This is a genomic window from Streptomyces sp. NPDC001373 (genome assembly GCF_042895815.1).
Taxonomy (GTDB): Bacteria; Actinomycetota; Actinomycetes; order Streptomycetales; family Streptomycetaceae; genus Streptomyces.
The window spans coordinates 363,937-376,457 of record NZ_JBIAWQ010000001.1 but is presented as its reverse complement, the minus strand read 5'-3'; the positions used below and the strand labels follow the sequence as shown (position 1 = coordinate 376,457).

Here is a 12,521-nt window from a genome sequence, read left to right as displayed (position 1 = left end):
AAGATCGCGCAAATCGGGCGGTTACGCTCGACGGCATGAAACGAAGCGTGCTGACCCGCTACCGCGTCATGGCCTACGTGACCGCGGTCATGCTCCTGATCCTCTGTGCCTGCATGGTGGCGAAGTACGGCTTCGACACCGGCGCCGACCTGACCCTCGCGGTCTCGCAGGTCCACGGCGTGCTCTTCATGATCTACCTGGTCTTCGCCTTCGACCTCGGCTCCAAGGCCAAGTGGCCGTTCGGGAAGCTGCTGTGGGTCCTGGTGTCGGGGACCATCCCGCTGGCCGCCTTCTTCGTCGAGCGCGGGGTCCGCGCCGAGGTCGAGCCGCTGGTCGCGGACGCCCCGGTCACCGTCGGCGCCTGAGCCCGCCTCCGGGCCCGCTCGCGCGGGCCTGTAGGAACGCTCGAAACCTCACCCCCGGGGACGACTCCCCGGGGGTTTGCCATCGACATTTACTAGGACGTCCTAGTAAATTCGAAGGTATGGACGCAGACGCCATCGAGGAGGGCCGCCGCCGCTGGCAGGCCCGATATGACAAGGCCCGCAAGCGGGACGCGGATTTCACCACGCTCTCCGGCGATGAGGTCGACCCCGTCTACGGGCCCCGCCCCGGAGACGCGTACGAGGGCTTCGAGCGCATCGGCTGGCCGGGGGAGTACCCCTACACCCGCGGCCTGCACGCCACCGGGTACCGCGGCCGGACCTGGACCATCCGGCAGTTCGCCGGCTTCGGCAACGCCGAGCAGACCAACGAGCGCTACAAGATGATCCTCGCCGCCGGCGGCGGCGGGCTCTCGGTGGCCTTCGACATGCCCACCCTGATGGGGCGCGACTCCGACGACCCGCGCTCGCTCGGCGAGGTCGGGCACTGCGGCGTCGCCATCGACTCCGCCGCCGACATGGAGGTCCTCTTCAAGGACATCCCCCTCGGCGACGTCACCACGTCGATGACGATCTCCGGCCCGGCCGTCCCCGCCTTCTGCATGTACCTCGTGGCCGCCGAGCGCCAGGGCGTCGACCCGGGCGTGCTCAACGGCACCCTCCAGACGGACATCTTCAAGGAGTACATCGCCCAGAAGGAGTGGCTCTTCGAACCCGAGCCCCACCTGCGCCTCATCGGCGACCTGATCGAGTACTGCGCGAACGGCATCCCGGCCTACAAGCCGCTGTCCGTCTCCGGCTACCACATCCGCGAGGCCGGGGCCACGGCCGCGCAGGAGCTCGCGTACACCCTCGCCGACGGCTTCGGGTACGTGGAGCTCGGCCTCTCCCGCGGCCTGGACGTCGACCACTTCGCGCCCGGCCTGTCCTTCTTCTTCGACGCGCACCTCGACTTCTTCGAGGAGATCGCCAAGTTCCGCGCCGCCCGCCGGATCTGGGCCCGCTGGATGAAGGAGGTGTACGGCGCGAAGAACGAGAAGTCGATGTGGCTGCGCTTCCACACGCAGACCGCCGGCGTCTCCCTGACGGCCCAGCAGCCGTACAACAACGTCGTGCGCACCGCCGTCGAAGCCCTCGCGGCCGTCCTCGGCGGCACCAACTCGCTGCACACCAACGCCCTCGACGAGACCCTCGCCCTCCCCAGCGAGCAGGCCGCCGAGATCGCGCTGCGCACCCAGCAGGTGCTGATGGAGGAGACCGGCGTCGCCAACGTGGCCGACCCGCTGGGCGGCTCCTGGTACGTCGAGCAGCTCACCGACCGCATCGAGGCCGACGCCGAGAAGATCTTCGACCAGATCAAGGAGCGGGGCCTGCGCGCCCACCCGGACGGGCAGCACCCGATCGGCCCCATCACCTCGGGCATCCTGCGCGGCATCGAGGACGGCTGGTTCACCGGCGAGATCGCCGAGTCGGCCTTCCAGTACCAGCGCGCCCTGGAGAAGGGCGACAAGCGGGTCGTCGGCGTCAACGTCCACCACGGCTCGGTCACCGGCGACCTGGAGATCCTCCGCGTCAGCCACGAGGTGGAGCGCGAGCAGGTGCGGGTGCTCGCCGCGCGCAAGGAGCGCCGCGACGACGCCAGGGTGACGGCCTCGCTGAAGGCCATGCTGGACGCCGCCCGCGACGGCTCCAACATGATCCCGGCCATGCTGGACGCCGTACGGGCCGAGGCCACGATGGGCGAGATCTGCAACGTCCTGCGCGACGAGTGGGGCACCTACACCGAGCCCCCCGGCTTCTAGTCCGCGCACCGCGCCACGGGCCGGCCGAGGAGTCCCCCGCGGGGAACCCCCCGGCCGGCCCCGCCCGCATTTCCCGCGCGTTCCGCGCGGTGTCTCAGCCTCGGGCGGCGAGGCCGTGCATCAGCAGCGCCGTGAAGGCCGCCACCCAGCCCTCGTCCACCGGCTCGGAGCTCACCAGCGCGCGGTGCACCACCGTGCCCGCGATCACGTCGAAGATCAGGTCCGTGGTGTGCCCGGCGAGGGACGGGTCCTCCTCGTACGGGAGCTCCCCGCGGGCCTGGGCCCGTTCACGGCCCAGTACGACGAGACGTTTCTGCCGGTCCACGATCGCCGACCGGATCCGGTCCCGCAGCGCCTCGTCCCGGGTGGACTCGGCGACCACCGCCATCAGGGCCGTACGGGCCTCCGGGCGCCGCAGCAGTCCCGCGAACTGCAGGACCACGTACTCGATGTCCGCCTCCAGCGACCCCCGGTCGGGCAGTTCGAGCGCGTCGAAGAGCTCCGCCACCGCGTCCACGACCAGCTCGTTCTTCCCCGCCCAGCGGCGGTACAGGGTGGTCTTGGCGACGCCGGCCCGGGCCGAGACGTCCCCCATGGTCAGCTTCGACCACCCCAGCTCCACCAGCGCCTCCCGCGTCGCCGCCAGGATCGCCGCGTCCGCAGCCGCGCTGCGGGGGCGGCCGGTGCGGCCGGGCCGGGGGGTCGTACGGGGGCACGGGTTGCGCATGGCCGAGACCATACCCGTCAGTAGCGGAACCGCCGGGGGCCTCCGCGCTGTGGTTCAGATCACGGGGCGCCCGGCGCCCGGGGGAGTTACGCTACGGCTCGTAGCGTAAGAGCGACAACCACGCGAAGAGCTACCGGCGCCAGGTGGGGACCCGGCGCCACAGCAGTGCGGATCGACGGCGGCACCCTGTGGAACCATCGGATACGAGGTTTCGCACGGGATCTTCCGGGATCTTTTTCGTCGGCGCGCGCACACGGGGGAGGATGTACGTATGCAGCCCAGAAACATGTCCATGAGCGGCGTCGTCGACCTCGCCGCGGTGAAGGCGGCCGGCGAAGCCAAGGCGAAGGCCGAGCAGGCCCGCGCGGAGGCGGCCCGCCAGGGTGGCGACGGCGCGCCCGGCGGTGCCGTACCGCCGTCCGCGCTCGTCGTCGACGTCGACGAGGCCGGCTTCGAAAGCGACGTCCTCCAGCTCTCCAACGAGGTCCCGGTCGTCCTCGACTTCTGGGCCGAGTGGTGCGAGCCGTGCAAGCAGCTCGGCCCGCTCCTCGAGCGGCTGGCCGTCGAGGCGAACGGCCGCTTCGTGCTGGCGAAGATCGACGTCGACGCCAACCAGATGCTGATGCAGCAGTTCGGCATCCAGGGCATCCCGGCCGTGTTCGCCGTGGTCGCCGGCCAGGTGCTGCCGCTGTTCCAGGGCGTGGCCCCCGAGCAGCAGATCCGCGAGACCCTGGCCCAGCTGGTCCAGGTCGCCGAGGAGCGCTTCGGCATCCTCGGCCTCCAGGTCGACCCCGACTCCACGGGCGCCCCGGCGGCCCCGGCCCCCGTGCCGGCCGGTCCGTACGACGCGCTGCTGGAGGCGGCGGTCGCCGCGCTGGACGCGGGCGACCTGGGCGGTGCCGTGCAGGCGTACAAGAACGTGCTCGCGGACGACCCGGCCAACACCGAGGCCAAGCTGGGCCTGGCCCAGGCCGAGCTGCTCTCCCGGGTGCAGCACATGAACCCGCAGGCCGTGCGCACCGCGGCGGCCGAGAACCCGCGCGACCCGGCCGCCCAGATGGCCGCGGCCGATCTGGACCTGGCCGGCGGGCACGTGGCCGACGCCTTCTCCCGCCTGGTGGACACCGTACGGGTGACGGTCGGTGACGAGCGGAACTCCGTACGGGTGCGGCTCCTGGAGCTCTTCGAGGTGATCGGCGCCGACGACCCGCGGGTGACCGCGGCCCGTACGGCGCTGGCGCGGGTCCTCTTCTAGAGCCTGGCCGGGCCCCGGCTGGAGCGGTACGCAGCCGGGTGACCGGCGATTTGTTGACACAGAGATAAACAGCGGCCGCGCTTTGCCAAAACTTGGTAATCGCGGCTGCTGTTACTCGGAGTAAATCGAACCCCGTGAACTGTCCGGTTGGTTCCTTCTTCACCCCTTCTGTCGTGGCCCAGGGTGACACCCTGTGTGGCCGCTGTGTGACGTAGGACGGCGCTCCGGTTACCCAGCCATTACCCGCGAGTAACGACCCCCCTTGTGCCCCGGCCTGGAATGGACCACGATCGGCGACGCTCGGTCCTTCCCGTAGAGCCGCTCATCCGGCGGCCGCGGCGGAGGGTCCCCACCGGGTGGGCCGGTGGCACGCACACCGGCCGTGGACAGGGGGGTCTCTGCCACACCGGCAGGGCCTGTCCTCCAGGTTGCGCGAACGCGTGGCCCAGTGGTTGTCGCTCGGGGGTGATCGCCGGTGTATCGGACGCGGCTGCGCCGCGGCTCGGCCGCCTGCGCTCCTTCCCGAGGACGTAGCACTTCTCCCATCCCAGGCCGGGCTCTGTCCGGACCGGAGATGTACGTCCGAGAAGGAGGAACGAATATGAGTTCTCAGGTTCGTGGCGGGACCAGATGGAAGCGCTTCGCGCTCGTCATGGTGCCGTCCCTCGCGGCCACGGCCGCGGTCGGTGTGGGTCTGGCGCAGGGTGCCCTCGCGGCCTCGTTCAGCGTTTCCGGCCAGGACTTCAAGGTGTCGGCCGACCAACTCGTCGGTGACAACCTGATCCAGTACGGCAGCGTTGCCGAGGGTGCGACCCTGGGCGACAAGGACAAGATCAGCAAGCACCCGGTCACGATCTCCGGCTTCAGCCGCGCCGAGATCACCAACATGTGCCAGTCGCTGGTCACCCCGGTGCCGGGCCTCGGCGCCATCACCCTCCAGCTGCACACCGGCAACAAGGGCAAGCCGGCCGTCGCGGAGAACATCTACCTCGACGTCGCCGAGCTGGACGCCGACGCCAAGTTCGACCAGCTCGACATCGGTGTCGCGGTCGGCGACGGCAGCCACGTCACCAAGCCGGTCCCCGGCACGGTGGCGGACGGCGGCCTGTTCTCGCAGCGCGCCAAGAAGGCGACGCTGACGAACGTGCGCCAGAAGGCATGGGCGACGACGGCGGGCACCTTCACGCTCCCCGACCTCAAGCTCCGTCTGCTCAGCGGCAACCAGCCGTGCTACCAGGACGAGAAGTAGGCCTCGTCCCGGACGTGTGACTGACCGGACGGGCGGGCGGCGGGCAGCCGCCTGCGCCCGCCCGTCCGGGCTCCACAGAGTTCTCCGTACCACCGTTTCCAGGGAGCTGTTGTCCATGAACCCCCAGGCCCCGGTTCACGCCGCAGACGAACACTGGCTCGCCGTCGTGCACCACCGCTTCCGTGCCTGGCGGGGCGAGCGCCCCTTCTGGGCCGGCCTGTTCACGCTCCTCGGCGGGGTCCCGATCGTCTACTTCCCGTTCGCGGACATCCGGCTGGGCAACGTCACCCTCGCGATGGCGACGACGACCGGCTCCGGCTCGCTGATCATCGGCATCCTGCTGATCACGCTGGGCCTGGCGCTCTGGTTCCAGCAGGGCATCCGCGTCTTCGCGGGCGTCGCCGCGATCCTGCTGGCCCTGGTGTCGATCCCGCTGTCCAACCTCGGCGGGTTCTTCATCGGCTTCCTCACCTCCATGGTCGGCGGCTGCCTCGCGCTGGCCTGGGCGCCGGGCATCCCGGTGGAAGACGGACCCGAGCAGGCAGAAGCGGCCGAGGTGGCGCCCGTGGACCCGTTCCACGGCCTCCCGGGCCCCCGCGACACGGAAACGCCGTACGTGACCGAGAAGACTGCCCACGCCGATGGCGGGAGGAACAGTGCGGGGTGACGAGACGCAGCGGGGCGTGGCCCCAGGCGCAGAGTCCCGTGAGAGAAAGGGACGCCACGCGGCGCCCAGGAAGTCGCTGCTGAACAAGCTCCAGATACCCGTCGGCAAGACGATGGCGCTGGCGGCGATGCCGACGGCCGTCCTCGTCGGGATGGGGATCGCCCCGAAGCTGGCCCTGGCGGACGACAAGGAGATCCCCTTCGCCCCCGGCCCGTGCGTGACGCGCTCCGACGAGCCGTCGGCCTCGGCCTCGCCGTCCCCGTCCGGCTCCCCGTCCGCGACGCCCTCGCCGGGTACGTCGCCGGGTGCGAGCCCCTCGCCGGGCGCGAGCCAGGCCCCGAAGCCGGGTGCGAGCCCGGCGGCGACCCCGTCGGCCAAGCAGCCCGAGGCGCCGAAGGAGCGGAAGCAGGAGACCCCGTCGGCCAAGCCGTCCGCGAGCGCCTCCCCGTCGCCCTCGGCGACCAGAACCCCGAACCCGCTCGACCCGCTGGGCGTCGGAGACGCCCTCAAGGGCCTGGTGGACGCCTTCGGCAAGCCCCTCCAGGGCGCGCAGAAGCCGGCCGCCCCCGCGACGCCCGCCCCGGGCACCCCGAAGGCCCCCGCCGCCGACCCGACCGCCGACGCGATCCGCGACGCCGCGAAGAAGGCCGGCGCCACGGTCGAGGAGCTGCCGCAGTCCGTCAAGGACACCGTCAAGACCCCCAAGGACGAGACGGGCAAGGCGGCGGACAAGGCCGACGCGGACCAGGCGGAGGAGGCCTCCCCGTCCCCCACGTCCTCGACGACCGCGGACCCGGACGGCAAGCAGCCGTTCCCCTGCCCGACCTTCGACGCCAAGGCCCTGGCCGACGCGAAGCTGGAGCAGGGCATCCCGCTGCTGCCGGACGAGCCCTGGTACCTGGACAGCTCCCTGCTGACCCTCTACGGCCTGGACTACGAGGGCATCGTCGAGGTGAAGACGGCGAGCGGGAAGACCAAGAAGGTCCTGAAGTTCACGGCGGACTCACTGGACATCAAGGACCTGTACCAGACGGTCGGCAAGAGCGGGAACGTCGCCCACCTGAAGTCGCGCCCGGGCTCCACGTCCAAGATCCGCGACGGCAAGGTCACGATGTACACGGAGAGCCTCAAGGGCAACCTCTTCGGGCTCATCCCGATCGAGTTCACCCCGAACAGCCCGCCGCCCCTGAACGTCCCCTTCGCGTTCTTCACGCACGTCAAGGTCGTCCAGGCCGGCCAGTTCGGCGGCAACCTCACGGTCCCGGGCCTGCACAACTACATCGGCCCGCCGGAGGGCTGACGCGCGCGGCGGCCCCGGTGAACACACCGAGGGCGGCACCCCGGGTCCCTTGCGGGGCCGGGGTGCCGCCCTCGGTCTCTGTGCGGCGGAGCCGGGCGGGCCCGGGGCCTCAGTCGCGGCCGGTGCCGCCCAGGTGGTGGACGCGGACCATGTTGGTCGTGCCCGGGACGCCGGGGGGCGAGCCGGCGGTGATGATCATGGTGTCGCCGGCGTTGAAGCGCTGGAGCTTCAGCACCTCGGCGTCGACCAGCTCGACCATCGCGTCGGTGCTGTCGGCGTGCGGGACGATGGCCGACTCGACGCCCCAGCTCAGGGTGAGCTGGTTGCGGGTGTTCACGTCGGTGGTGAACGCCAGGATCGGCTGCTGGGCGCGGTAGCGCGACAGGCGGCGGGCGGTGTCGCCGGACTGGGTGAAGGCGACCAGGGCCTTGCCGTCGAGGAAGTCCGCGATCTCGCAGGCCGCGCGGGCGACGGAGCCGCCCTGGGTGCGCGGCTTCTTGCCCGGGACCAGCGGCTGGAGACCCTTGGAGAGCAGCTCCTCCTCGGCCGCGGTGACGATCTTCGACATCGTCTTGACGGTCTCGATCGGGTAGGCGCCCACGGAGGACTCGGCGGAGAGCATGACCGCGTCGGCGCCGTCGAGGATGGCGTTGGCGACGTCGGAGGCCTCGGCGCGGGTCGGCCGGGAGTTGGTGATCATCGATTCCATCATCTGGGTGGCGACGATGACCGGCTTGGCGTTGCGGCGGCACATCTCGATGAGCCGCTTCTGGACCATCGGGACCTTTTCGAGCGGGTACTCGACGGCCAGGTCGCCGCGGGCCACCATGACCGCGTCGAAGGCCGCGACCACGGCCTCCATGTTCTCGACGGCCTGAGGCTTCTCCACCTTGGCGATGACGGGGACCCGGCGGCCCTCCTCGTCCATGACGCGGTGGACGTCCTTGACGTCGTTGGCGTCGCGGACGAAGGACAGGGCGACCATGTCGCAGCCCATGCGGAGGGCGAAGCGCAGGTCGTCGACGTCCTTCTCGGACAGGGCGGGGACGTTCACGGCGGCACCCGGCAGGTTGATGCCCTTGTGGTCCGAGATGACACCGCCCTCGATGACGATGGTCCTGACCCGCGGGCCGTCGACCTCGGTCACCCGCAGCTCGACGTTGCCGTCGTTGATCAGGATCTGGTCACCCTTGGCGACGTCGCCCGGGAGGCCCTTGTAGGTGGTGCCGCAGATGGACTTGTCGCCCGGGACGTCCTCGGTGGTGATGGTGAACTCGTCACCGCGCACCAGCTCGACGGGGCCCTCGGCGAAGGTCTCCAGGCGGATCTTCGGACCCTGGAGGTCGGCGAGGACGCCGACCGCGCGCCCGGTCTCCTCGCAAGCCCTCCGGACGCGGTCGTACCGCTCCTGGTGTTCTGCCTGGGAACCGTGGCTGAAGTTGAATCGGGCCACGTTCATACCTGCCTCGATGAGTGCTTTCAGCTGCTCAAGCGAGTCGACGGCGGGGCCCAGCGTGCAGACGATTTTGGAACGGCGCATGAAGCGGATCCTATCCGTTTGTTTCGTAGCGGAATATTCCGTCTGGTGGAAAGTCCAAGTGACTACGGGGTAACCAGCGCGTACGCCTGGGTGGCGATCTCCAGCTCCTCATCGGTCGGCACCACGGCCACCGCCACCCGGGCGTGGTCCGGCGAGATCACCCGGGGCTCCGCGGACCGCGCCGCGTTGGCCTCCGGGTCCAGTGCGAGCCCCAGTGCCTCCAGTCCGGAAACCGCCGCCTCCCGGACCACCGAGGCGTTCTCGCCGACACCGGCCGTGAACACCACCGCGTCCACCCGGCCCAGCACCGCCGTGTACGCGCCGATGTACTTCTTCAGCCGGTGGACGTACGCGGCCAGCGCCAGGCGCGCCGACTCGTCGCCCTCGCCCGCCCGCCGGGTCACCTCGCGCATGTCGTTGTCGCCGCACAGACCCAGCAGACCGCTCTTCTTGTTGAGCAGCGAGTCGATCTCGTCGACCGACAGCCCGCCCACCCGCGCCAGGTGGAAGATCACGGCCGGGTCCAGGTCCCCCGAGCGGGTCCCCATGACCAGCCCCTCCAGCGGGGTCAGGCCCATCGAGGTCTCCACGCACACCCCGCCGCGCACGGCCGAGGCGGAGGCGCCGTTGCCCAGGTGCAGCACGATCACGTTCACGTCCTCCACCGCGCGGCCCAGCAGCGCGGCCGTCGCCCGCGAGACGTAGGCGTGGGAGGTGCCGTGGAAGCCGTAGCGCCGTATGGAGTACTTCTCGGCGGTCGACGCGTCGATCGCGTACCGGGCCACGTGCTCCGGCATCGTCGCGTGGAAGGCCGTGTCGAAGACGGCCACCTGCGGGAGGTCCGCGCGCAGCCCGCGCGCCACCTCGATGCCCGTCACGTTCGCCGGGTTGTGCAGCGGGGCCAGCGGGATCAGGCTGCGGATCTCCGCCAGCACCTCGTCGTCGATCACCGTCGGTGCGGCGAACCGGGTCCCGCCGTGCACCACCCGGTGGCCCACGGCGGCCAGTTCGGGGGAGTCCAGGCCCAGGCCGTCGGCGGCCAGCTCCTCGGCGACCGCCCGCAGGGCCTGCGCGTGGTCCGCGATCGCGCCGGTCCGCTCGCGCTTGCCGCCCCCGGCCCCGGGCCCGGCGAGCGGCTCGTGCACCAGGCGCGAGCCCTCTTCCCCGATCCGCTCCACCAGGCCGACCGCCAGGCGGGAGGAGTCCGCCATGTCGAGGAGCTGGTACTTGACCGACGAGGAGCCGGAGTTGAGGACGAGTACGCGCGTTGCGGTCACGGCGGGTGTCTTTCCTTCGGAACGGGCGGGGAGGCGGGGGAGGGGTGCTGGGGGAGGGTCAGGCGGTGGGGGCCGGTGCGCCCTGGGTCTGGGCCTGGATCGCGGTGATGGCCACCGTGGTGACGATGTCCTGGACCAGTGCCCCGCGCGAGAGGTCGTTGACGGGCTTGCGCAGGCCCTGGAGCACCGGGCCGACCGCGACGGCGCCCGCCGAACGCTGCACGGCCTTGTACGTGTTGTTGCCCGTGTTCAGGTCCGGGAAGATCAGCACGCTCGCCCGGCCGGCCACCTCGGAGCCGGGCAGCTTGGTCGCCGCCACCGAGGGCTCCACGGCCGCGTCGTACTGGATCGGGCCCTCGATGAGCAGGTCCGGCCGGCGCTCGCGGACGATCTCGGTGGCCTTGCGGACCTTGTCCACGTCCGCGCCGGAGCCCGAGGTGCCGGTGGAGTACGAGAGCATCGCGATCCGCGGCTCGACGCCGAAGGCCGCGGCGGTGGCGGCCGACTGGACGGCGATGTCGGCGAGCTGCTCGGCGTTCGGGTCCGGGTTGACCGCGCAGTCGCCGTACACGAGGACCTGGTCGGCCAGGCACATGAAGAAGACGGAGGAGACGATCGACGCCTCGGGCTTGGTCTTGATGATCTCGAAGGCGGGGCGGATGGTCGCGGCGGTGGAGTGCACCGAGCCGGAGACCATGCCGTCGGCCAGGCCCTCCTGGACCATCAGCGTGCCGAAGTAGTTGGCGTCGGTGACCACGTCGTGGGCCAGTTCGACGGTCATGCCCTTGTGGGCGCGGGCCCGGGCGTAGTACTCGGCGAACCGTTCCCGCATCGGGGAGACGGCCGGGTCGATGAGCTGCGCGCCCGAGATGTCGACGCCCAGGTCCGCGGCCTTCTTCAGGACGGCCTGCTCGTCGCCCAGCAGGGTCAGGTCGCAGACCCCCCGGCGGAGCACCACGTCGGCCGCCCGCAGCACCCGCTCCTCGGTGCCCTCGGGCAGGACCACGCGCCGCCGCTGGGAGCGGGCCCGCTCCAGCAGTTCGTGCTCGAACATCATCGGGGTGACGCGCTCCGAGCGGGCCACCGACAGCAGCCCGCGCAGCTCGGCGGTGTCCACGTGCCGCTCGAAGAGGCCGAGCGCGGTCTCCAGCTTGCGGGGGGTCGCGGAGTTCAGACGGCTCTGCAGGGAGAAGAGTTCGGCGGCTGTCGGGAAGCTGTTGCCGGCCACCGAGACCACGGGGGTGCCGGGCGCCAGCTTCGAGGCGAGGGCCAGGACGTCCTGTCCCGGGCGCTCGCCCAGGGTCAGCAGCACGCCCGCGATCGGCGGGGTGCCGGAGGCGTGCGCGGCGAGGGCCCCGACGACGAGGTCGGCGCGGTCCCCGGGGGTGACCACCAGGCAGCCGGGGGTCAGGGCGTTCAGGAAGTTGGGCAGCATCGCGCCGCCGAAGACGAAGTCCACGGCGTCGCGCGCCAGCCCGGCGTCGTCGCCGAGCAGCACCTCGCCGCCGAGCGCCCGGGTGATCTGGGCGACGGTCGGGGCGGACAGGGACTTGTCCTCCGGCAGGACGTAGCAGGGCACGGGCAGGCGGGCGGCCAGCCGCTCCGCCATGGAGTCCCGGTCCGCGGGGGAGACCCGGTTGACCACCATCGCCACGACGTGGCAGCCCAGGCTCTCGTAGGCCCGGTGGGCGTTGCGGGCCTCGGCGCGCACGGCGTCGGCCGCGTGCCGGGTGCCGCCGACCACGGGCACCACGACCGCGCCGAGCTCGTTGGCGAGGCGGGCGTTCAGGGCCAGCTCGTCGGGCAGGTTGGTGTCGGCGTAGTCGGTGCCGAGGACCAGCATGACCTCGTAGTCGCGGGCCACCCGGTGGTAGCGGTCCACGAGCCGGGAGACCAGCTCGTCCGTGCCCTTCTCGGCCAGGACGGCGGAGGCCTCGCCGTACTCCATCCCGTACGCGTCCGAGGCGTCCTGGTCGAGCCGGTAGCGGGCCTTCAGCAGGTCGAAGAGGCGGTCCGGCGCATCGTGCAGCAGCGGACGGTAGACGCCGACCCGGCTAGTCCGGCGGGTCAGCAGCTCCATGATCCCCAGTTCGACGACCTGGCGGCCGTCCCCCCGCTCGATCCCGGTCACGTACACGCTGCGCGTCACGCCTGGTCTCCGTCCATGCTGGTGGATATCTGTTTGGTGCGGCTCGACCTCTTGACAATACCCCGTTCAGTGGATAAAGCACCCGACGGAAGAAAGGCCCGGAGGGCGGGGGCGAAAGGCCTGGTGGGCGGAGCGGCGCGGAGCGCGGGCCACCCTGCCGCCATGGAACAAT

Annotated in this window: 10 protein-coding genes; 6 read left to right on the top strand and 4 right to left on the bottom strand. The window is 71.3% G+C overall.

The window, feature by feature from the left end; all coding sequences use genetic code 11:
• The first annotated feature begins 35 nt into the window (after nucleotides 1–35).
• Nucleotides 36–365, top strand: coding sequence for a DUF3817 domain-containing protein (locus tag ACFY15_RS01805; RefSeq protein ID WP_042809084.1), 330 nt, complete (start codon nucleotides 36–38; stop codon nucleotides 363–365).
• Nucleotides 366–484: 119 nt separating this feature from the next.
• On the top strand, nucleotides 485–2,185 hold the full coding sequence (locus ACFY15_RS01800) for a methylmalonyl-CoA mutase (protein WP_390685389.1): 1,701 nt from the start codon (nucleotides 485–487) through the stop codon (nucleotides 2,183–2,185).
• A 94-nt stretch (nucleotides 2,186–2,279) separates the two neighbouring features.
• Here the strand turns inward: ACFY15_RS01800 and ACFY15_RS01795 are convergent, their stop codons facing one another.
• A complete protein-coding gene (locus ACFY15_RS01795; protein WP_390685390.1) occupies nucleotides 2,280–2,912 on the bottom strand; it encodes a TetR/AcrR family transcriptional regulator in 633 nt (210 codons plus the stop codon).
• 271 nt (nucleotides 2,913–3,183) lie between these two features.
• Between ACFY15_RS01795 and ACFY15_RS01790 the strand changes: the two genes are divergently transcribed.
• The 4 genes from ACFY15_RS01790 to ACFY15_RS01775 all read left to right on the top strand — a co-directional run bounded on the left by ACFY15_RS01790 (nucleotide 3,184) and on the right by ACFY15_RS01775 (nucleotide 7,383).
• The gene (locus ACFY15_RS01790) at nucleotides 3,184–4,167 is read left to right on the top strand and encodes a tetratricopeptide repeat protein (RefSeq protein WP_390685391.1); all 984 of its coding nucleotides are present in this window, start codon (nucleotides 3,184–3,186) and stop codon (nucleotides 4,165–4,167) included.
• Nucleotides 4,168–4,768: 601 nt separating this feature from the next.
• Complete coding sequence (locus ACFY15_RS01785) at nucleotides 4,769–5,416, top strand: DUF6230 family protein (RefSeq protein WP_390685392.1); 648 nt, start codon at nucleotides 4,769–4,771, stop codon at nucleotides 5,414–5,416.
• 115 nt (nucleotides 5,417–5,531) lie between these two features.
• A complete protein-coding gene (locus ACFY15_RS01780; protein WP_390685393.1) occupies nucleotides 5,532–6,083 on the top strand; it encodes a DUF6114 domain-containing protein in 552 nt (183 codons plus the stop codon).
• Nucleotides 6,073–7,383 carry a hypothetical protein gene (locus ACFY15_RS01775; protein WP_390685519.1) on the top strand — a complete coding sequence of 437 codons (1,311 nt, stop codon included), beginning with the start codon at nucleotides 6,073–6,075 and terminating at the stop codon, nucleotides 7,381–7,383. Before ACFY15_RS01780 ends, ACFY15_RS01775 begins: the two co-directional genes overlap by 11 nt.
• A gap of 109 nt (nucleotides 7,384–7,492) precedes the next feature.
• Here the strand turns inward: ACFY15_RS01775 and pyk are convergent, their stop codons facing one another.
• The 3 genes from pyk to pta all read right to left on the bottom strand — a co-directional run bounded on the left by pyk (nucleotide 7,493) and on the right by pta (nucleotide 12,349).
• Nucleotides 7,493–8,923, bottom strand: coding sequence for a pyruvate kinase (pyk, locus tag ACFY15_RS01770; RefSeq protein WP_390685394.1), 1,431 nt, complete (start codon nucleotides 8,921–8,923; stop codon nucleotides 7,493–7,495).
• Nucleotides 8,924–8,985: 62 nt separating this feature from the next.
• Nucleotides 8,986–10,200 carry an acetate kinase gene (locus ACFY15_RS01765; protein WP_390685395.1) on the bottom strand — a complete coding sequence of 405 codons (1,215 nt, stop codon included), beginning with the start codon at nucleotides 10,198–10,200 and terminating at the stop codon, nucleotides 8,986–8,988.
• Nucleotides 10,201–10,258: 58 nt separating this feature from the next.
• Nucleotides 10,259–12,349: a phosphate acetyltransferase gene (gene pta, locus ACFY15_RS01760; RefSeq protein WP_390685396.1), complete on the bottom strand. Its 2,091-nt coding sequence runs from the start codon at nucleotides 12,347–12,349 to the stop codon at nucleotides 10,259–10,261.
• Nucleotides 12,350–12,521: the final 172 nt, after the last annotated feature.

What these genes read in the sequence shown, in the direction of transcription:
- ACFY15_RS01805 (WP_042809084.1), top strand. Translation starts at nt 36, where the DNA reads ATGAAACGAAGCGTGCTGACCCGCTACCGCGTCATGGCCTACGTGACC.
- ACFY15_RS01800 (WP_390685389.1), top strand. Translation starts at nt 485, where the DNA reads ATGGACGCAGACGCCATCGAGGAGGGCCGCCGCCGCTGGCAGGCCCGA.
- ACFY15_RS01795 (WP_390685390.1), bottom strand. Translation starts at nt 2,912, where the DNA reads ATGCGCAACCCGTGCCCCCGTACGACCCCCCGGCCCGGCCGCACCGGC.
- ACFY15_RS01790 (WP_390685391.1), top strand. Translation starts at nt 3,184, where the DNA reads ATGCAGCCCAGAAACATGTCCATGAGCGGCGTCGTCGACCTCGCCGCG.
- ACFY15_RS01785 (WP_390685392.1), top strand. Translation starts at nt 4,769, where the DNA reads ATGAGTTCTCAGGTTCGTGGCGGGACCAGATGGAAGCGCTTCGCGCTC.
- ACFY15_RS01780 (WP_390685393.1), top strand. Translation starts at nt 5,532, where the DNA reads ATGAACCCCCAGGCCCCGGTTCACGCCGCAGACGAACACTGGCTCGCC.
- pyk (WP_390685394.1), bottom strand. Translation starts at nt 8,923, where the DNA reads ATGCGCCGTTCCAAAATCGTCTGCACGCTGGGCCCCGCCGTCGACTCG.